Source organism: Cupriavidus neocaledonicus, assembly GCF_000372525.1.
In the GTDB taxonomy this organism is placed as follows: Bacteria; Pseudomonadota; Gammaproteobacteria; order Burkholderiales; family Burkholderiaceae; genus Cupriavidus; species Cupriavidus neocaledonicus.
In genome coordinates this window covers 95,239-113,894 of sequence record NZ_AQUR01000092.1, presented here as the reverse complement: position 1 = coordinate 113,894, position 18,656 = coordinate 95,239, and the positions used below count along the sequence as shown (strand labels likewise).

Annotated in this window: 16 protein-coding genes; 5 read left to right on the top strand and 11 right to left on the bottom strand. The window is 68.9% G+C overall.

What is annotated here, in order from left to right:
• The first annotated feature begins 84 nt into the window (after window positions 1-84).
• On the top strand, window positions 85-336 hold the full coding sequence (locus A3AG_RS0113005; protein ID WP_018005820.1) for a GlsB/YeaQ/YmgE family stress response membrane protein: 252 nt from the start codon (window positions 85-87) through the stop codon (window positions 334-336).
• Here A3AG_RS0113005 and A3AG_RS0113000 read toward each other — a convergent pair.
• The 7 genes from A3AG_RS0113000 to cyoA form a co-directional block, all read right to left on the bottom strand.
• Complete coding sequence (locus A3AG_RS0113000; protein WP_018005819.1) at window positions 309-3,584, bottom strand: transglycosylase domain-containing protein; 3,276 nt, start codon at window positions 3,582-3,584, stop codon at window positions 309-311. The two genes, A3AG_RS0113005 and A3AG_RS0113000, sit on opposite strands and share 28 nt — an antisense overlap.
• A gap of 227 nt (window positions 3,585-3,811) precedes the next feature.
• Window positions 3,812-4,849: an aldo/keto reductase gene (locus A3AG_RS0112995; protein ID WP_018005818.1), complete on the bottom strand. Its 1,038-nt coding sequence runs from the start codon at window positions 4,847-4,849 to the stop codon at window positions 3,812-3,814.
• A gap of 65 nt (window positions 4,850-4,914) precedes the next feature.
• Window positions 4,915-5,763 carry an SURF1 family protein gene (locus tag A3AG_RS0112990; protein WP_018005817.1) on the bottom strand — a complete coding sequence of 283 codons (849 nt, stop codon included), beginning with the start codon at window positions 5,761-5,763 and terminating at the stop codon, window positions 4,915-4,917.
• Entirely contained in the window at window positions 5,760-6,149 is a 390-nt protein-coding gene (gene cyoD, locus A3AG_RS0112985) for a cytochrome o ubiquinol oxidase subunit IV (RefSeq protein ID WP_018005816.1), read from the bottom strand. Before cyoD ends, A3AG_RS0112990 begins: the two co-directional genes overlap by 4 nt.
• Window positions 6,146-6,820 carry a cytochrome o ubiquinol oxidase subunit III gene (gene cyoC, locus A3AG_RS0112980; protein WP_018005815.1) on the bottom strand — a complete coding sequence of 225 codons (675 nt, stop codon included), beginning with the start codon at window positions 6,818-6,820 and terminating at the stop codon, window positions 6,146-6,148. The genes cyoD and cyoC overlap by 4 nt, the downstream gene beginning before the upstream one ends.
• Window positions 6,813-8,816 carry a cytochrome o ubiquinol oxidase subunit I gene (gene cyoB / locus A3AG_RS0112975; RefSeq protein ID WP_018005814.1) on the bottom strand — a complete coding sequence of 668 codons (2,004 nt, stop codon included), beginning with the start codon at window positions 8,814-8,816 and terminating at the stop codon, window positions 6,813-6,815. Before cyoB ends, cyoC begins: the two co-directional genes overlap by 8 nt.
• Before the next feature lie 96 nt (window positions 8,817-8,912).
• The gene (cyoA, locus tag A3AG_RS0112970) at window positions 8,913-9,929 is read right to left on the bottom strand and encodes a ubiquinol oxidase subunit II (protein ID WP_018005813.1); all 1,017 of its coding nucleotides are present in this window, start codon (window positions 9,927-9,929) and stop codon (window positions 8,913-8,915) included.
• A 164-nt stretch (window positions 9,930-10,093) separates the two neighbouring features.
• Between cyoA and A3AG_RS0112965 the strand changes: the two genes are divergently transcribed.
• The 3 genes from A3AG_RS0112965 to fabG all read left to right on the top strand — a co-directional run bounded on the left by A3AG_RS0112965 (window position 10,094) and on the right by fabG (window position 13,585).
• Window positions 10,094-11,410, top strand: coding sequence for an MFS transporter (locus tag A3AG_RS0112965; protein WP_026164153.1), 1,317 nt, complete (start codon window positions 10,094-10,096; stop codon window positions 11,408-11,410).
• A 143-nt stretch (window positions 11,411-11,553) separates the two neighbouring features.
• Entirely contained in the window at window positions 11,554-12,783 is a 1,230-nt protein-coding gene (locus tag A3AG_RS0112960) for an NAD(P)/FAD-dependent oxidoreductase (RefSeq protein ID WP_018005811.1), read from the top strand.
• Between the two features lie 70 nt (window positions 12,784-12,853).
• Complete coding sequence (fabG, locus tag A3AG_RS0112955; protein ID WP_018005810.1) at window positions 12,854-13,585, top strand: 3-oxoacyl-ACP reductase FabG; 732 nt, start codon at window positions 12,854-12,856, stop codon at window positions 13,583-13,585.
• 19 nt (window positions 13,586-13,604) lie between these two features.
• Here the strand turns inward: fabG and A3AG_RS0112950 are convergent, their stop codons facing one another.
• Window positions 13,605-14,510 (bottom strand): LysR family transcriptional regulator, encoded by a 906-nt coding sequence (locus tag A3AG_RS0112950; protein ID WP_018005809.1) that lies wholly within the window; start codon window positions 14,508-14,510, stop codon window positions 13,605-13,607.
• Window positions 14,511-14,644: 134 nt separating this feature from the next.
• Here A3AG_RS0112950 and A3AG_RS0112945 point away from each other — a divergent pair, with 134 nt between their 5' ends.
• Window positions 14,645-15,952, top strand: a complete 1,308-nt coding sequence (locus A3AG_RS0112945; RefSeq protein ID WP_018005808.1) for an SGNH/GDSL hydrolase family protein — start codon at window positions 14,645-14,647, stop codon at window positions 15,950-15,952.
• Here A3AG_RS0112945 and A3AG_RS0112940 read toward each other — a convergent pair.
• The 3 genes from A3AG_RS0112940 to A3AG_RS0112930 all read right to left on the bottom strand — a co-directional run bounded on the left by A3AG_RS0112940 (window position 15,910) and on the right by A3AG_RS0112930 (window position 18,528).
• Window positions 15,910-16,563 carry a glutathione S-transferase family protein gene (locus tag A3AG_RS0112940; RefSeq protein ID WP_018005807.1) on the bottom strand — a complete coding sequence of 218 codons (654 nt, stop codon included), beginning with the start codon at window positions 16,561-16,563 and terminating at the stop codon, window positions 15,910-15,912. The genes A3AG_RS0112945 and A3AG_RS0112940 overlap by 43 nt on opposite strands.
• Window positions 16,564-16,616: 53 nt before the next feature.
• Window positions 16,617-17,573 (bottom strand): prolyl aminopeptidase, encoded by a 957-nt coding sequence (gene pip, locus A3AG_RS0112935; RefSeq protein WP_018005806.1) that lies wholly within the window; start codon window positions 17,571-17,573, stop codon window positions 16,617-16,619.
• 67 nt (window positions 17,574-17,640) lie between these two features.
• The gene (locus A3AG_RS0112930) at window positions 17,641-18,528 is read right to left on the bottom strand and encodes a LysR substrate-binding domain-containing protein (protein WP_018005805.1); all 888 of its coding nucleotides are present in this window, start codon (window positions 18,526-18,528) and stop codon (window positions 17,641-17,643) included.
• Window positions 18,529-18,656 lie beyond the last annotated feature (128 nt).

Sequence of the window (18,656 nt, the reverse complement as noted above, 5' to 3'; positions counted from 1 at the left end):
GTGTATGATGAAGCGAAGCCGGCCGCACAGGCGGCCGGCCCAGTGCATCAGACCGTTACCGCAGACCCCTGACAGGAGCGCACCATGATGGCATTCATTGGCACCGTGTTCGTTGGACTTATCGTCGGCCTGATCGCCAGGGCGGTAAAGCCGGGCGACGACAAGCTGGGCTGGATCATGACCATCATCCTCGGCATCCTGGGCTCGGTGGTCGCGGGCTATGTCGGCCGCGCGCTGGGCTGGTACCAGCCGGGCGAGCCCGCGGGCTGGGTCGCCTCGGTGCTCGGCGCGATCGTGCTGCTGATCATCTACGGCATGGTACGCCGCAAGGCCTGACTGGCGCGGCGCACGCCGGCCGCGTCGTTGTCGGCCAGGCCCGGCGCCTGGGGCGCGGGCGGCGGCGGCATCGCAGCCACCTCCTGGCGCCCCGGCGGCTGTAGCGCGGCTTCCAGTCCCGCGCCCAGGCCGTCGGCCAGGACCGTGCCGGGCATGCCGTCGGCCGGTGACGCCATGGTCGGCGCGCGCGGCGTGCGCAGGCCCGGGGCCGCGTCGCGGCAGCGCAGCAGCGCACGGTCGCCGCCCGGCGCCATCGCGGACACCTGTGGCGCGATCGCGCGCAGCACCCGCACCGCCAGCGCGCTGGTAAAGCTGTAGCGCGCCGCGTACGGTTCGCGCACATTGACCACCACGGTACCGAAGAAGCGCTCGCCCAGCGTGAACACGAAGGTGGCCGAACGGTTCACCGAGCGCGACGAGATCAGCCGACCGCCCGGCCCGTAGACCTGGAAGCGCTGGTCGCCGGTGCCGGTCTTGCCGGCCACGGTCAGGGTGGCGCCATCGCGCCCCGGCACCGTAAAGGCGCCGCGGATCGACTTGGCGGTACCGCGCTCCACCACATCCAGCATCGAACGGCGCGCCAGCTCGGCCACCTCGGCCGGCAGCACGCGCTTGCCCGGGCCGGGCTGCAGCACGTAGCGGGTGGCGTACGGGGTGCCGTCGGCGAACGCCAGGCTGCGCACCGCCGCGTTCTGCGTGACCACGCCACCTGACAGCAGGATCCCGGCCAGCTCGGCCAGCGCCGCGGGGCGGTCGCCGGCGGCGCCGATGGCGCTGGCATACGACGGCGTCAGCGAGTCGAACGGATAGCCCAGCCGCTGCCAGCGCCGCGCGATGCGCACGAAAGCGTCCTGCTCCAGCAGGGTGCGGATGCGGTTATCCTGGCCGGCCTTGCTGCGCGTCTTGAACAGCCACTTGTACACCTCCTGGCGCTCGGCGGTGCTGGCGCGCAGGATCTCCGCCAGCGTCGCGTCGGGGTGCTGGTCCAGGTATTCCACCATCCACAGTTCCAGCGGATGGACCCGCGACAGGTAGCCGCGGTCGTTCAGGTTGAACTTGTCCTTGCCGTACTTGCGGTACAGCGCCGGCAGGTCTTCGCCGGCCAGCTGCTTGTCGCCCAGGCGCGTGCGCATGATGCGGATATAGCTGTCCTCGTCCAGGCCGGGCCGCGCGCTCAGCAGCGTTACCGACATGCGCACCGCGTTCAGGTGCGGCGTGGTCATGCGCACCCGCCCCAGCAGCGTGGCCAGGCGCTGCTCCGAAGTCTTGCCGCGGTAGCGCTGGTAGAAGCTGGTCATGTAGGCGCTGCCTTCCTGGTCGGCAAAGCGCTCCAGGTAGGCGCGCCGGCCCGGCGCGTCGCGGTCTTCGAACAGGTTGCCGATGTCCGGGCTGGCGTGGAAGGTCTCGTAGCGCACGATGTCGCGCATCATGCGGATGAACACCAGGTTGACCGAGTGCTGGAACGCGGTGCGCACGGTCAGGTTGCGCAGGCCCGACTCGCGCTCGAAGTTGGTGAAGCTCTGCAGGCCGCCGCCGGTGTAGAAGGCTTCGCCGGCACCGCCGGCATACTTGCGCTCCATCGCCGCCTCGAGCATCGGCATCAGCTCGCGCTCGGCCGGCTTGCGCGCCTTGGCCAGGTAGTCGACCGCCCAGCGGCTGAGCGCGTCCTGGCGCGCCAGCGGCACCGCGGCCAGTTCGGCGCTGGTCATGCCGGCGTAGCGCGCGTGCAGTTCGCTGATGATCTCCAGGTAGGTCACCAGCGTGCGCAGCTTGGCCGTCGAACCCAGGTTCAGGCGCGCGCCGCTGTTGATATCGAACGGCTGGTCGATATTGTCGGCCTGGATCCGCACCACGCTGGCATTGCCGACGCGCTCGTACAGCGTGAAGCTGGCCATCAGCCGGGACGGATCGTCGTGGTCGCGCAGCAGGTTGTGGCCGTACAAGCCCATGGCGCGCGCGTCGTCCTTGTTGTTCACGCGCTGCAGCGTCTCGGCGACGATGCGCTGCGCTTCGCGGTTGATGGTGCTGTCCACGGTCAGGTCGAGCCGGTCCATGTCGTAGCGGCTCTCGACCCCGGTCAGCCGGCTGATGTCGGCGCGCACGCGGTTGACGGCCTTGCGCGTGACAAAGGGCTCCTGCGGCGGGCGCTGCGGCGCCGACGCCTTGTCCAGCGGCTGCGCCAGCGCGGCGTCGCGCAGCTCGCCGGTGATGATGCCGTTGGCCGCCATCAGGCGCAGGTAGCTGCCGGTCAGCGCATCCAGGTTGGTGTCGTCGCGGCGCAGGTGGTACGACGGGCGGCGTTGCGAGATGATCAGCGACAGCGCCCGCTTGAAGGCCTGCGCCTGGCGCGGGTCCGGCGCGCGCTGGTCCATCTCCTTGAGCAGCCGGTTGACCTCGCTGAAATCCTCGCCGTACCAGACCCACAGCGCATCGCCGATGCCGTTGATCTCGCCGAAGCCGGCGCGCGCCGACAACGGCACCGTGTTCAGGTAGTCGACCACGATGCGCTCGCGCGCACGCTGGGTGTCCGGGCCGTCGAGGTAGGCGCGCAGCGAAGCCGACGCCATCTGCCGGAATTTTTCCGGGATCGAGGTGGTACGGCCCTCGGGCGAGTGCCGGTATTTCTCGATCTGCGTGGCCAGCGTGCTGCCGCCGGGCGCGTCATGGGACTTGTCGGCCAGCCGGATCACCTGGTCCAGCACCGCGCGCGACAGCCGGCGCCAGTCCAGCGCCGGGTTCATGTTGGGGTATTCCGGATTGAGCAGGCCCTGGTTCTCGACGTACAGCAACGCGCTCACCAGTACCGGCGGCACCGCGCCGAAATCGGCGTACTGGCGCTGCGGGTAGCGCTCGAACGCGAGCGTGAGCCCGTTGCAGTCGCGCAGCAGCAGGCCCGCCTGGTTCTTCTCGCGATAGGGGGTGAACAGGCCCTCGTCGATCAGCCGCACCATGTCGGGCGACATGCGCGCCTGTTCGGCCGGCACGTAGCCACGCTGCTCCAGCCGCTGCGCGAACAGCGGCAGCCTGCCATAGCCCATGCGGGCGTCATAGGGTCCGGAATGCGGGAAGCGGATGCTGTCGCTGGCACCCGGCTGGATCTCGAACGTCAGCCGCTGGCCCAGGCTGCCGATCAGCCGCGCCTGCCAGTGCGAGTTGCGCACCTCGCTTGCGACAACGCTATACACGACATAGGCGCCGCCCGTCAGGGCGACCGCCAAGCCAGCGAAAATCCAGCCACGACGCGACACGTTTGGGCTTCCTTGATGGGCCGGCGCAGCGCGCAGAATGGTTCATGCGCCGGCTCGAAGCGCGATGTTTTCGCAGTGCGCGCCGCACGCGCGCCTGCCTGTATTGATATTAGTAGGAGTCGCGCCCGGGTGCATCAAGCATGCGCACGGGCCGCGTGGCGTTGCAAACGGACGTCACTCCAGGCAGCGCCTGCGCCACTTGCGGCGCGTCCGAAACGCGGCCCGGATTATCGGCCAGCCACCACGCGTCCCACGGGCCGCCCGACCAGCGGATAACCCGGGTCGTTGTAGCCGGGGGTCGAGGCATGGCCCGGCGACACCAGCGCATCGATCATCGCCTCTTCGTCGGGCGTGATCGCGGCACCGAGCGCGCCGAAGTAATCCTCGAACTGCGCCAGCGTGCGCGGGCCGGCGATCACCGACGACACGATCGGGTTGGCCAGCACCCAGGCCGTGGCGAACTGGCCCGGGGTCAGCCCGCGCGCCTCGGCATGGGCCTTGAGCTGCTGGGCGATGACCAGCGATTCCTCGCGGAACTCGGTCTCCATCATGCGGCGGTCGGCGCGGCCCGCGCGGGTGCCCTCGGCCGGCGCCTGGCCGGGTGCGTACTTGCCGGTCAGCACGCCGCGCGCCACCGGGCTGTAGGGCACCACGCCCAGGCCGTAGTACTCGCACGCGGGCAGGATCTCCACCTCCGGCAGCCGGTTCAGCAGGTTGTAGTACGGCTGGCACGCGACCGGGCGCGGCACCCCCAGCTCGGCGCACAGTCGCGCGATCTCGGCGATGCGCCAGCCGCGGAAGTTCGACACCGCCCAGTAGCGGATCTTGCCGCTGCGCACCAGGTCGCCCATGGCGCGCACCGGTTCTTCCAGGTTGGCGCCGGGGTAGTCGCGATGCAGGTAGAGGATGTCGATGTAGTCGGTCGCCAGCCGGTGCAGGCTGTCCTCGACCGCGCGCGTGATCCACACGCGCGAGTAGTGGCCGTGGTTGGGCGCGGCCTGCATGGCGTTGCCGAGCTTGGTGGCAAGCACCCAGTCGTGGCGCCCGGCGGTCAGCAGGCGCCCGACCATCTGCTCGGACGCACCCTTGCTGTACACGTCGGCGGTATCGATGAAATTCACGCCGTGGTCGCGCGCGCTGGCGACGATGCGGCCGGCCTCGGCCTCGTCGGTCTGGTCAGCGAACATCATGGTGCCCAGGCACAGCGCCGAGACGCGCAGGTTGCTGGCGCCGAGGCGGCGGTACGGCATGGAGAGGTCTGGCATGGCGGCTCCTTCTGATGGGACAGCCCACATTGTGCCGCCAGCCGGCCAGGCTTGCCGGCGCGACCTCAGTCGCGCGGACCGGATTGGGCTGCGGCGGCGCGGGCGCCGCGACGCTTGCGGTATTCCTCGCGCCCCACGTACGCCGCGGCGGCCGCCACCATCAGCGCCAGCCCGTACCAGGTGAGCGCGTAGCCGAGGTGGTTGTTGGTAAAGGTGGTCACCGTCAGCCCGCCCGCGGGCCAGGCCTTGGGGTCCGCCCCGGCCGGCGGCGGCACCGCCGCGGCGTCGATGAAATACGGTGCGACCTCGCCCAGGCCGCGGTGCGCGGCGATCGCCGCCACGTCGCGCGAGAACCACTGGTCGCGCGCCGCGTCATTGTGGCGCAGCAGGCCGGTGCCCGGCTCGCTCATGCGCAGCAGGCCGACCACTTCGGTGGGGCCGCTGCCGGCGGGCGCCACGCGCGCGCGGAACGGCTCGGCAACGAAGCCGCGGTTGACCAGCACGACGCTGCCGTCGGCCAGCCGCAGCGGCGTCATCACCCAGTAGCCGCCGCCCTGCTCGGTCACCGCCTGCACCAGGGTCTGGCGCTCGTCGAGGAAGGTGCCGCTGGCGCGCACGCGCCGGTACTCGGCATTGGCCCTGGTCAGCCCCGCCCACTGCGCGGGCGCGGGCGCCGCCACCGGCTGCGCATGGACGCGCTCGGCCACCTGGGCGATCAGGCCGAGCTTCCAGGCGCGGCGCTCGACCTGCCAGTTGCCCAGCGCCACCAGGCCGGCAATGGCCGCCGCGGCGAACAGGGCCAGTGCGGTCAGCCAGGCTGGCGACAGCGGGCGCGGGGATTCGGGGGCGCCTTTGCCGGCGTGGGCGGTGCGCGGATTTTCGACCGGCGCGCGGTCGTCGGTGGAACCGGTCAAGGCAGGGTCTTGGTGGTATGCATGCCCGGCATCATATTGGAATTCAGGTGGAACATCACCCACAGCGTGCCGGTCAGCGCGATCACCACCAGCACCAGCGTGAAGATCAGCGCCAGCATGTTCCAGCCGCCCTCGGACCTGGCGTTCAGGTGCAGGAAGTAGACCATGTGCACCACGATCTGCACCGCGCCCAGCGCCAGCAGCACCATCGCGGTGGTGGAGGACTGCTCGAACACCTTGCCCATCACCAGCCAGAACGGAATCGCGGTCAGGATCACCGACAGCACGAAGCCGGTCACGTAGCCGCCGAGCGAGATATGGATCTCGCTTTCGCCGTGGTCGTGCCCATGGCCGTGGGCCGGCAGCGTGTCGTCGTGCGCGCTCATGGCAGCACTCCCATCAGGTAGACAAAGGTAAAGACGCCGATCCAGACCACGTCGAGGAAGTGCCAGAACATCGACAGGCACATCAGGCGGCGCTTGTTCTCGGGGATCAGCCCGTGGCGGCGCAGCTGCGTTAGCAGCGTGACCAGCCACACGATGCCGAAGGTCACATGCAGGCCATGGGTGCCGACCAGCGCGAAGAACGAGGTCAGGAAGCCGCTGCGCTGCGGCCCGGCGCCCTCGCCGACCAGGTGCGCGAACTCGTAGATCTCGACCGCGAGGAAGGCCGCGCCCAGCAGGCCGGTCACGGCGAGCCAGCCCTGCGTCGCTCCCAGCCGGCCGCGCTGCGTCTCGAGCATGGCGAAGCCGTAGGTGATCGACGACAGCAGCAGGAACGAGGTATTCAGCGCCACCAGCGGCAGGTCGAACAGCTCGGCGCCGGAAGGCCCGCCCGCGTAGTTGCGGCCCAGCACGCCGTAGGCCGCGAACAGGCACGCAAAGACCAGGCAGTCGCTCATCAGGTAGAGCCAGAAACCGAGCAGCGTGCCGTTGGGCACGTGGTACTCCTCGGTCAGGTAGAAGCGCAGCTCGGCCGGCGGCGCGGGCGCGCGCTGCGGCGGCGCCTCGTGCGGGCGCGCGCCCTCGGCGGTAAAGGGAGCGAAGGTATCAGCCATGGCTGGCCAGCAGCGCACTGCGCTCTGCCTCGGTGCGGTCGACGGTGTCGGCCGGGATGTAGAAATCCCGCTGATAGTTGAAGGTATGGCCGATCGCCGTGATCAGCGTGGCGGCGAAGGCCAGCACCGCCAGCCACCAGATATGCCAGATCAGCGCAAAGCCGCACAGCGTGCTCAGCGCGGCCAGGATGATGCCCGCGCCAGTATTCTTTGGCATGTGGATCGGGATGAAGCCGTGCGCGGGGCGCTGGTAGCCGTGCGCCTTCATCTGCCACCAGGCGTCGCTGTCGTGCACCAGCGGCGTGAAGGCAAAGTTGTACGGCGGCGGCGGCGACGAGGTCGACCACTCCAGCGTGCGGCCGTCCCAGGGGTCGCCGGTGACATCGCGCAGCGACTCGCGGCGCAGGAAGCTCACCACCAGCTGCACCAGGAAGCAGCCGATGCCCAGCGCGATCAGCAGCGCGCCCACGCCCGCCAGCTGGAACCAGATCTGCAGCGAATGGTCCTCGAAATGGCTGACGCGCCGGGTCACCCCCATCAGCCCCAGCACGTAGAGCGGCATGAATGCCACGTAGAAGCCGACCAGCCAGAACCAGAACGAGCACTTGCCCCAGAACGGGTCCAGCTGGTAGCCGAAGGCCTTGGGGAACCAGTAGGTGATGCCGGCCATCAGCCCGAACAGCACGCCGCCGATGATCACGTTATGGAAATGCGCGACCAGGAACAGGCTGTTGTGCAGCGAAAAATCCGCCGGCGGCACCGCCAGCAGCACGCCGGTCATGCCGCCGATCACGAACGTCACCATGAAGCCGACGGTCCACAGCATCGGCACCTCGAAGCGGATGCGCCCGTGGTACATGGTGAAGAGCCAGTTGAACAGCTTGGCCCCGGTCGGGATCGAGATGATCATGGTGGTGATGCCGAAGAACGAGTTCACGCTGGCACCCGAGCCCATCGTGAAGAAGTGATGCAGCCACACCAGGTACGACAGCACCGTGATCACCACCGTGGCATACACCATCGAGGCATAGCCGAACAGGCGCTTGCGGCAGAAGGTGGCGACCACCTCGGAGAACACGCCGAACACCGGCAGGATCAGGATGTAGACCTCGGGGTGGCCCCAGATCCAGATCAGGTTCACGTACATCATGGCGCTGCCGCCGAGGTCGCTGGTGAAGAAGTTCATGCCCAGGTAGCGGTCGACCGCCAGCATCGCCAGCGCCGCGGTCAGCACCGGGAACGCGGCGATGATCAGCACGTTGGTGCACAGCGCGGTCCAGGTGAAGATCGGCATGCGCATCAGCGTCATGCCGGGCGCGCGCATCTTGACGATGGTGACCAGCAGGTTGATGCCGGACAACAGCGTGCCCACCCCCGCCACCTGCAACGACCACAGGTAGTAGTCCACGCCCACGTCCGGGCTCTGCAGGATGCCGGACAGCGGCGGATAGGCGAGCCAGCCGGTGCGCGCGAATTCGCCGACGAACAGCGACATCATCACCAGCACGGCGCCGCCCACCGTCATCCAGAAGCTGAAGTTGTTCAGGAACGGAAACGCCACGTCGCGCGCGCCGATCTGCAACGGCACGACAAAGTTCATCAGGCCGGTGACCAGCGGCATGGCGACGAAGAAGATCATGATCACGCCGTGCGCGGTGAAGATCTGGTCATAGTGGTGCGGCGGCAGGTAGCCCAGGTTGTCGCCGAAGGCTATGGCCTGCTGGATGCGCATCATGATGGCATCGGCAAAGCCGCGCAGCAGCATGACGATGCCGAGGATCATGTACATGATGCCGATGCGCTTGTGGTCGATGCTGGTGAACCACTCGCGCCACAGGTAGCCCCACTTGCCGTAGTACGTGACGCCGCCGGCCACCGCCAGCCCGCCCAGCGCCACCACCGCGAAGGTGCCGATCAGGATGGGCTCATGCAGCGGGATGGCCTCCCAGCTCAGGCGGCCGAAGAGTTGCGTGGCGAGTTCGGATCGCTCCGGCATGTGGATCTCCAGGACAACAACGGCGTACTAGGTCACGGTCTTTCGCACAGGCTTGCGCACGGTCCCGCGCAGCGCCTGCCACGGACTCGGGGCGCGCTAGCGCAGCAGCTCGCCGGCACCGGCCGCGCCGGTCCCGAACAGCGGTTCGGCCAGCGTGTTGCTGGCGGTGCAGACGGCGGCGCCCAGGCCCGCGGCGCGCTGCGCATCGCGCGCCATCAGGTCTTTCTGGCAGACCTGCCCGGCCTGCACGCAACGGTTCACGATGGCATCGAACAGGTTCGCGTCGACGCTGCCGTAGCGCCGCACCGGCTCGCGTTCGCTGGGCTGCGCCAGCTGCGTGTAGGTGGCCCGGCTTAGCGGCGCGCCGGCGGCCCGCACGGTCTGCACCCAGCGGCCGAATTCATCGTCGCTCAGGCCATGGAAGCGGAAGCGCATGTGCGAAAAGCCCGCGCCGCTGTAGTTGGCGGAGAAGCCTTCGTAGACGCCCGGCCGGTTGACCACCGCATGCAGGCGCGTTTCCATGCCGGGCATGGCATAGACCTGGCCGGCCAGCGCGGGGATGAAGAACGAATTCATCATGGTGGTGGACGTGATCTTGAAGCGGATCGGCCGGTCGACCGGGGCGGCCAGCTCGTTGACGGTAGCGATGCCCTGCTCCGGGTAGACGAACAACCACTTCCAGTCGAGCGCCACCACCTCCACCGTCAGCGGCTGCGTGCCCGGCGGCAATGGACGGCTGTCGTCGAGCCGGGTCAGCGGCTGGTAGGGATCGAGCTTGTGGGTGCTGACCCAGGTGATGGCGCCGAGCGCGATGATGATCAGCAGCGGCGCCGACCAGATCAGCAGCTCCAGCACCGTGGAGTGGTCCCACTCGGGGTTGTAGTGCGCATCGGCGTTGGCGGCGCGGTAGCGCCACGCGAACACCAGCGTCAGCACGATCACCGGCACGATGATCAGCAGCATCAGCCCGGTGGAAATGATGATCAGGTCACGTTGGCGGACCGCAAGATCGCCGGCCGGCGCCAGCAGCACGGCATTGCAGCCGGCCAGCGAAAGCACGACGGGCAGCAGGACTGGCAGCAGCAACCAGCGGCTCGGGCGGTGCATGGACATTGTCTGACCGGAAGATCGCATAGCTTTCGGGCCCGCGCCATTTGTACGCCGCGGCGCAAGTGACTTAGACTGGTCTGAGCAACTATGGCAGTGTAGGCGCTCAAGTGCCATTCTTCATGGTGCAATTTGCAGCGCCCTCGCACACAGACACGGGAGGTATGCCGATGACCACCGCGACCCATCAGCACCGGGCGTCTCCTACAGCACCTCCCGCACCCGGCGCCGCGCAAGTCGCGCCCGCGGAAATCGCCACCGGCGTGGTGATCGGCCGCGCCTCGGAGTACTTCGATTTCTTCGTCTACGGCATTGCCTCGGTGCTGGTGTTCCCGGCGGTCTACTTTCCGTTCGCCGACCGGCTCGACGCGCTGCTCTACGCCTTCGCCATCTTTGCGCTGGCCTTTATCGGCCGGCCCTTCGGCACGGCGCTGTTCATGAGCATCCAGCGCCGCTGGGGCCGGGGCGTCAAGCTGACCGCGTCGCTGTTCCTGCTCGGCACCGCCACCGTCGGCATCGCCTTCCTGCCCGGCTATGCCGCGCTCGGCCCGGCCGCCATCGTGCTGCTGGCGGTGTTCCGCACGCTGCAGGGCGTGGCCTTCGGCGGCTCGTGGGACGGCCTGCCCTCATTGCTGGCGCTGAACGCGCCCGCGCAGCGGCGCGGCTGGTACGCGATGCTGGGGCAGCTGGGCGCGCCCACCGGCTTTATCGTCGCGGGGGCGCTGTTCCTGTTCCTCAACCTAAGCCTGGCGCCGCACGAGTTCCTGGCCTGGGGCTGGCGCTATCCGTTCTATGTCGCGTTCGCGATCAACGTGGTGGCGCTGTTCGCACGCCTGCGGCTGGTGGTGACGCACGAATACACGCAGCTGCTCGACGAGGACGAACTCGAGCCCATCAGCACCACCGAGATCGTCAGGAAGCAGGGCTACAACCTGCTGCTGGGCGCGTTCGCCGCGCTGGCCAGCTTTGCGCTGTTCCACCTGGTGACGGTATTTCCGCTGTCGTGGGTCGCGCTCAACGGCTCGCAGCCGGTCACCGACGTACTGGCGGTGCAGATCGCCGGCGCCTTCATCGGCATCCTCGGCACCATCGTCTCGGGCGTAATCGCGGACCGCATCGGGCGGCGCACCACGCTGGCGCTGATGGCCATCCTGATCGGCATCTTCAGCCTGTTCGCGCCATGGCTGATGGGCGGCGGCCCGCTCGCGCAGGACCTGTTCATCCTGCTCGGCTTCGGCCTGCTGGGCTTGTCCTACGGCCAGGCCGCCGGTGCCGTGACCTCCAACTTCGAGCGGCGCTTCCGCTACACCGGCGCGGCGCTGACCACCGACATGGCATGGCTGTTCGGCGCCGGCTTCGCGCCGCTGGTGGCGCTGGGGCTGTCGGCGGAATTCGGCCTGGTCGCGGTGAGCGGCTACCTGCTTTCCGGCGTCGCCTGCACGCTGCTGGCGCTGCGGATCAACCGGGCGCTGGGGACGCATGTCTGAGGGGCGCGCCGCGCCCGCGCAGCTATCGCCGTGAGTCGCGAACGGGGCCGGGGCCGCTTTTGCCGGGGCCCGGCAGCGTTCTGAGTACAATTGACGCCCGCCAAAATCCCGTCGTTCCGGATGTGATTCCGGAACCGAAGCTTATGAAAACGGAAACCACGGACGTCGTCATCATCGGCGCTGGGCCTGCGGGCTCGGTCGCCGCCGGCCTGCTGCGCAAGCACGGGATTCCGGTGCTGGTGATCGAGAAAGAAACCTTCCCGCGCTTCTCCATCGGCGAAAGCCTGCTGCCGCAAAGCATGGCCTACCTCGAGGAAGCGGGCATGCTGCGCGCGGTGGTCGAAGCCGGCTTCCAGTACAAGAACGGCGCGGCGTTCGCGCGCGGCACGCAGCGCACCGCCTTCGACTTCCGCCAGAAGTATTCGCCCGGCTGGGGCACCACCTACCAGGTGCAGCGCGCGCAGTTCGACCACGTGCTGATCCGCGAGGCCGAGCGCCAGGGTGCCGAGGTGCGCTTCTCGCATGTGGTGGAGAACGTCGATGTCAGCGGCGCGCAGCCGGAAGTCACCGTGCGCGCTCCCGATGGCAGCCAGTACACCGTGCGTGCGAAGTTCCTGCTCGATGCCTCCGGCTTCGGCCGCATCCTGCCGCGCCTGCTGCAGCTGGAGACGCCGTCGGGCTTTCCGGTGCGCAGCGCGATCTTCACGCATGTGGAAGACCGCATCCCGACCGGCACCTTCGACCGCAACAAGATCCTGATCAGCGTGCATCCGCAGCACCAGGACGTCTGGTACTGGACCATCCCGTTCTCGGACGGGCGCTGCTCGCAGGGCGTGGTCGCCGAAAAGGCGTTCCTGGACCGCTACACCGGCACCGAGACCGAGCGGCTGCAGGCACTGGTGGCCGAGGAGCCGGGGCTGGCGGCGTTGCTGGCCGACGCGCAATGGGACACCCCGGCGCGCCAGATTGCCGGCTACTCGGCCAATGTAAAGTCGCTGTGGGGCAACGGCTATGCGCTGCTCGGCAATGCCGGCGAGTTCCTCGACCCGGTGTTCTCGTCCGGCGTGACCATCGCCTTCAAGTCGGCCAGCCTGGCGGCGCAGTGCCTGGTACGCCAGCTGCGCGGCGAGCCGGTGGACTGGGAAGACGATTTCGCGCGGCCGCTCAAGGCCGGCGTCGATTGCTTCCGCGTGTTTGTCGAAGCCTGGTACGAAGGGCGTTTCCAGAAACTGATCTTCCATCCCAACGCCACCTCGGAAATCCGCGACATGATCGCGGCGATCCTGGCCGGCTACGCGTGGGACCGCGACAATCCCTTCGTCACCGAGCCGCGCCGGCGCCTGGCGGTGCTGGAAGAATTCTGCAAGGTCTGATGCGCCTCACCGTATGCCTGCCTGCCATTGGCGCGGGCGGTTCTGCAAGGACAACAACCGGACAACAACCATGAGCCATCCGACCGTGCTGGTCACGGGTTCGTCGCGCGGCATCGGCCGCGCCATTGCCCTGCGGCTGGCCCGCGACGGCTATGACGTGGTGGTGCACTGCCGCGCGCGCCGCGACGAGGCCGACTCGGTTGCCGACGCGGTGCGCGCGTGCGGACGCAAGTCGCGCGTGCTGTGCTTCGACGTGGCCCGGCGCGAAGACGCCGCCAGCGCGCTGCTGACCGATATCGCCGCCCATGGCTGCTACTACGGCGTGGTCTGCAACGCCGGGCTGGCGCGCGACGCGGCTTTTCCGGCCATGACCGGCAACGAATGGGACGAGGTGGTGCACACCAACCTCGATGCCTTCTACAACGTGCTCAACCCGGTGGTGATGCCGATGGTGCAGCGCCGCCAGCCGGGCCGCATCGTCACGCTGTCGTCGGTGTCGGGGCTGGTAGGCAACCGCGGCCAGGCCAACTACAGCGCGGCCAAGGCCGGCATCATCGGCGCCACCAAGGCGCTGGCGATCGAACTGGCCAAGCGCGCGATCACCGTCAATTGCGTCGCCCCGGGCCTGATCGACACCGACATGGTCGAGCCGCACGTGCGCGACGAAGCGCTGCGCATGATCCCGGCGCGGCGCATGGGCACACCCGAGGAAGTCGCCGCCACCGTGGCCTTCCTGCTGTCGCCGGACGCGGGCTATATCACGCGCCAGGTGATTTCGGTCAACGGCGGGATGTTCGGCTGACGCGCCGGTTGACGCACCGTCAGGCCGCCGCGAATCCCGGCAGCGCCGCGATTTCGCTGGCCAGGAACTCGAGCAGCACCCGCACCGGCGCCGGCTGGTAGCGCCGCGTCGGGCAGACCAGGAAGGCTTCCTGCGCCGGGCCCTGCCAGCGCGGCAGCACCCGCCGCAGCGCGCCGCTGTCGAGCAGGTCCTGCACCAGCCACGCCGGCGTCATGCCGAAGCCGGCGCCGGCAAGAAAGCTCTCGCGCATCGCCAGCGAGTTGTTGACGCGGTAGCGGCACGGCGCGCTCACCAGCGCCTGCCCGCCCGGACCGTCGAGCACGATGTCGTCGCCGCTGGCGAGCCCGGTAAAGCGCAGGATCTGGTGACGCGACAGGTCGACCGGCTGCCGGATCCTCGGATGGCGCGCCAGGTAGTCCGGCGCCGCCACCAGCAGGCGCGGCGACACCGCGATACGGCGTGCCACCACATGCGGCGGCAGCGTGGCGCCCAGGCGCACCGCCACGTCGACCCCCGCTTCGACCAGGTCGACGAAGCGGTCGTCGAACAGCAATTCCACCTCGACTTCCGGATAGCGCTGCTGGAACGCCAGCACCAGCGCGTTGAGCCGCAGCACGCCGAAGCTGGCGGGCGCGCTCACGCGCACGCGGCCCGCCGGCTGACCGGACTTGCCCCGCGCATCGCTGACGGCCTCGCCATATTCGTCGAGCACGCGCCGCGCGCGCTCGTAGAAGCGCCGCCCGGCCTCGGTCGGCAACAGGCTGGTGGTGCTGCGCGCCAGCAGCCGCACGCCCAGGTCGCGCTCCAGCGCGGCCACGATCTTGCTGACGGTCGGCTGCGTCGACTGCTGCTCGCGCGCCACCGCCGACAGGCTGCCCAGTTCCACCGCGCGCACGAAGACCTGCATTGCCCGGATGGTGTCCATGCCGCTCCTTGTCTCCTGTCATTCCGGATTGGAATGAGCAATATGCCATTTTGCCTGCTACCTGGCATGAGTGGAATGGCCTAACTTTGGCCCCGTGCCGGCAACGTTGCCGTTCCACCAGACAGGACCAATCCATGTTTTCCAATCTTCGTTTCCTGCGCCGCGTCGCGACAGCGGCCCTTGCCGCCGCCATCGCCGGCGGCGCAGCGCTCGCCAGCCCATTGCAAGACCAGGGCTGGCTGACCAGCTGGATGGCCAGCCAGCAGCCGGTGTGGCAACCGGACGCCCTGCCGCTGCCTGCAGGCGTGCCCTCGGTGATGACGGACCAGACGGTGCGCCAGGTAGTGCGGCTGAGCGTGGGCGGGCAACGGCTGCGCGTGGTGCTGTCGAACCCCTATGGCCGGCAACCGGTTGTGATCGGCGCCGCGCAGTTGGCGCGCCATGCCGGCGGCGGCCGCATTGACCTCGCAGGCAGCCGCGCCGTGACGTTCGGCGGCAAGGCTACGGTGACCCTCCCGGCGGGCCAGTCCGTGGCAAGCGATGCAATCGCGCTCGACACACCCGCCCTGGCTGAACTTGCGCTCAGCCTCTACCTGCCGCAGCGCACCGCGATCGAATCGTTCCATTGGGATGGCCGCCAGACCGCGTGGCTGACTGCGGGCAACGCTACGGCGCAAGCCATGCTGGCTGCGCCACAAGTGTTCAGCGCACGGGTCCTGCTGAGCGAGGTGCAGGTCGAAGCCCCGGCGGGCGCGGGGGCCGTGGTCGCGATCGGCGATTCGATCACCGAAGGCAACGGCTCCACGCCCGACGCGAACCGGCGGTGGCCGGACTTTCTGGCGCAGCGGCTGGCCAGCGACGGCGTTGCCGTGCTCAACGCGGGCATCTCCGGCGGCCGGCTGTTGCGCGACGGCATGGGGGTGTCCGCGCTGGCGCGGCTGGACCGCGACGTGCTGAGCCAAGCGCATGTCCGCACCGTGATCGCCGCCATCGGCATCAACGATATCGCCTGGCCGGGCTCGACCTTCGCGCCGCACGACCCCGTGCCACAGGCCGCCGAACTCATCGAGGGCTACCGGCGCCTGATCGCCCGCGCGCATGCGCGCGGCGTGCGCGTGATCGGCGCCACCATCACGCCGTTTGCCGGGGCGTTGCGCGACACGCCGATCCGCGGCTATGACAGCCCGGGCAAGGAAGCCGTGCGGCTGGCGGTCAACGACTGGATCCGCCATGGCGGCGCGTTCGATGCGGTGGTGGATTTCGACGCCGCGGTGCGTGATCCGGCGCGCCCGCAGGCGCTGCAGCCGGCCTTCGACAGCGGCGACCACCTGCATCCGGGCGATGCCGGCTATCGCGCCATGGCGGCGCGGTTCGACCTGAGCCTGCCGGCCCTTGGCGGTCAGTCGCGCTCCGGCGCGCCCGGCGGGAACAGCGGGCGATAGGGCCGCGCCTCGTCCACCGCGCGCGCAAACGATGGCCGCGCCAGCAGCCGCTTGCGATACGCGCGCACGTTGCCGCATGACTGCGGAATCGGCTGCACCCAGTCCGCATAGAACAGCGATGGCGCGGCGGCACAGTCCGCCAGCGTGAAGGCATCGCCCGCGGCCCATTGCCGCGCCGCCAGTTCGGTTTCGAGCCAGGCATAGGCTGAGTCCAGCAGCTTGCGGTACTCGGCCACGCCATAGGGATCGCGGTTTGCCGCGGGGCGCAGGTAGTCGGCCACGATGCGCTGCATCGGCGTCATCACGTACTGGTCGAAGAAGCGGTCGAGCAGTCGAACCTTCAGCGCGGCGTCGGGCGACTCCGGCAGCCAGCGCACCGGGCCGCGGTGATGCTGGTCCAGGTATTCAATGATGATGCTGGACTCGAACACCGCGCGACCGTCATCGACCAGCATCGGCATGCGCCGCAGTGGCCAACGCTTGCCGAGTTCGTCCATGTGCTGCGCGTGGTCGGGCGACAGCATGCGGAATTCGAAAGGAATCGCGTTCTCGTACAACGCCACGAGAACCTTCTGGCAGTAGGACGAAAAAGGGTGCGCGTACAGCTCCATCGTGACCTCCGGTGGTGAACAAGTGGTAAGGCTGAAGCCCCTGCGGGGGGGGTCTAGCGCTGCGCGGCGAAGCGATCGGTTGCGGCAAGCAGCTGGTCCATGATGCCCGGCTCGGTCCACGCATGGCCGGCGCCTTCGATCAGGTGGAACTCCGCCTGCGGCCAAGCCTGGTGCAGCGCGTAGGCGTAGCGCGCGGGGCACGGCATGTCATAGCGGCCATGCACGATCACACCGGGGATATCGGCCAGCTTGTGCGCGTCGCGCAGCAACTGCCCCTCTTCCAGCCAGCAGCGGTGCGTGAAGTAATGGTTTTCCAGACGGGCGAAGGCCAGGGCGAAGTGTCCGTCGTCATGCTTTGCGCTGTTCCCTGCGTCCGGCAGCAGCGTGATGGTCTCGCCTTCCCACACGCTCCAGGCGCGTGCCGCTTCCACCTGCTTGTCCAGGTCAGGGCCGGTCAGCAGCTTGCGGTAGGCCGCCATCATGTTGCCGCGCTCCGCTTCCGGCACCGGCGCCTGGAAACGCGCCCACTTGTCGGGGAACATTTCGGACACGCCGTACTGGTAATACCAGTCGAGCTCCGCCTGCGACACCGTGTAGATGCCGCGCAGCACCAGCTCGCTGACGCGCCGCGGGTGCTTCTGCGCATAGGCCAGCGCCAGCGTCGAGCCCCACGAACCGCCGAACACCAGCCAGCGCTCCACCCCCGCCAGCACGCGCAGCCGCTCGATATCGTCGACCAGGTGCCAGGTGGTGTTGGCTTCCAGCCCCGCGTGCGGGGTCCAACGCCCGCAGCCGCGCTGGTCGAACAGCAGCACGTCATAGCGCGCCGGATCGAACAGGCGCCGGTGGTCCGGCGAGATGCCGCCACCAGGCCCGCCATGCAGGAACACCGCCGGCTTGGCGCCGGGCGTGCCCACACGCTCGTAGTAGACGACATGCCCGTCGCCGACATCCAGCGTGCCGGTTTCGTAGGGCTCGATTTCGGGGTAGAGGGTGCGCAGGGCGGGCATGGGCGGGGTCTCCGGATTCGGGAGGCACAGTGTACGCCGGACGTGGTCGCGCTGGGCTGTGCCAAGGCTACCGCGCAAACACCCCCATCAGCCAGTCCCGCAGCAACCGCGTAGCCGGACGCTGTGCCGCCCGCTCGCTGTAGACCAGGTCATAGCGGAAGCTCTCCAGCGCCAGGTCAAAGGGCTGCACCAGCGCGCCCGACGCGAGTTCTTCCGCCACCAGCGTCAGGCTGAGCAGGCCCACGCCCTGTCCGGCGATGGTGGCCTGCACCGCGTGGATCTCGTCGGTAAAGCGCAGGCCAGCCTGCGGATCGGCCACCTCGACGCCGGCCTGCGCCAGCCAGTGGCGCCAGACCGGCGCGCGCACGTCATCGCGCGCGGCGGCGCCCCACTCGAAGTGGACCAGCGTGGCGTGCTTCAGGTCCTGCGTGGATGCCAGTTGCAGGGCGGGGCTGCAGACCGGCGCAAAGCGGTCGCGGAACAACGGCTCGGTCACCAGGCCCGGATAGCTGCCGCTGCCGTAGCGGATCGCCGCGTCCGCATCGTGGTCGAGGTCGACGATCTGGTCCGAGGCATCGAGGCGGAGGGTCCAGTCGGGATGCGCGGCCCGGAACTGCCCGGCGAGCGGGGCGAGCCGCCTGGCCATGAACGCCACCGTCGACGTCAGCGTGGCCACGTGCGGGCGGCCGCTGCGCTGTACCGCCAGCACGGCGTGCTCCATGCCATCGAGGCCGTCCCGCACCGCGGGAAACAGCTGATGCCCGGCCGCGGTCAGCCTTACCTTGCGGGTCTGCCGTTCGAACAGCTTGACGCCCAGGCTGTCTTCCAGTGCGCGGATCTGGTGGCTGACGGCCGTCGGCGTGACGTGCAGTTCATCGGCGGCGTGCTTGAAGCTGGCGCGGCGGGCGGCGGCTTCGAAGGCGCGCAGGGCGCCGAGGGGCGGCAGTTTGCGCAAGGTTTCTCCATGGATGAGCTTGTTTCATGCATCGACTGAAAAGCGACCATTTGTCGCGGCCGATGCTGGCTCTGATACTTGATATATCGGCTGGACCGCAAGGCAAGCAGCCGATCACAAGATGAATT

What these genes read in the sequence shown, in the direction of transcription:
- A3AG_RS0113005 (WP_018005820.1), top strand. Translation starts at nt 85, where the DNA reads ATGATGGCATTCATTGGCACCGTGTTCGTTGGACTTATCGTCGGCCTG.
- A3AG_RS0112995 (WP_018005818.1), bottom strand. Translation starts at nt 4,849, where the DNA reads ATGCCAGACCTCTCCATGCCGTACCGCCGCCTCGGCGCCAGCAACCTG.
- cyoD (WP_018005816.1), bottom strand. Translation starts at nt 6,149, where the DNA reads ATGAGCGCGCACGACGACACGCTGCCGGCCCACGGCCATGGGCACGAC.
- cyoC (WP_018005815.1), bottom strand. Translation starts at nt 6,820, where the DNA reads ATGGCTGATACCTTCGCTCCCTTTACCGCCGAGGGCGCGCGCCCGCAC.
- cyoB (WP_018005814.1), bottom strand. Translation starts at nt 8,816, where the DNA reads ATGCCGGAGCGATCCGAACTCGCCACGCAACTCTTCGGCCGCCTGAGC.
- cyoA (WP_018005813.1), bottom strand. Translation starts at nt 9,929, where the DNA reads ATGTCCATGCACCGCCCGAGCCGCTGGTTGCTGCTGCCAGTCCTGCTG.
- A3AG_RS0112965 (WP_026164153.1), top strand. Translation starts at nt 10,094, where the DNA reads ATGACCACCGCGACCCATCAGCACCGGGCGTCTCCTACAGCACCTCCC.
- A3AG_RS0112960 (WP_018005811.1), top strand. Translation starts at nt 11,554, where the DNA reads ATGAAAACGGAAACCACGGACGTCGTCATCATCGGCGCTGGGCCTGCG.
- fabG (WP_018005810.1), top strand. Translation starts at nt 12,854, where the DNA reads ATGAGCCATCCGACCGTGCTGGTCACGGGTTCGTCGCGCGGCATCGGC.
- A3AG_RS0112950 (WP_018005809.1), bottom strand. Translation starts at nt 14,510, where the DNA reads ATGGACACCATCCGGGCAATGCAGGTCTTCGTGCGCGCGGTGGAACTG.
- A3AG_RS0112945 (WP_018005808.1), top strand. Translation starts at nt 14,645, where the DNA reads ATGTTTTCCAATCTTCGTTTCCTGCGCCGCGTCGCGACAGCGGCCCTT.
- A3AG_RS0112940 (WP_018005807.1), bottom strand. Translation starts at nt 16,563, where the DNA reads ATGGAGCTGTACGCGCACCCTTTTTCGTCCTACTGCCAGAAGGTTCTC.
- pip (WP_018005806.1), bottom strand. Translation starts at nt 17,573, where the DNA reads ATGCCCGCCCTGCGCACCCTCTACCCCGAAATCGAGCCCTACGAAACC.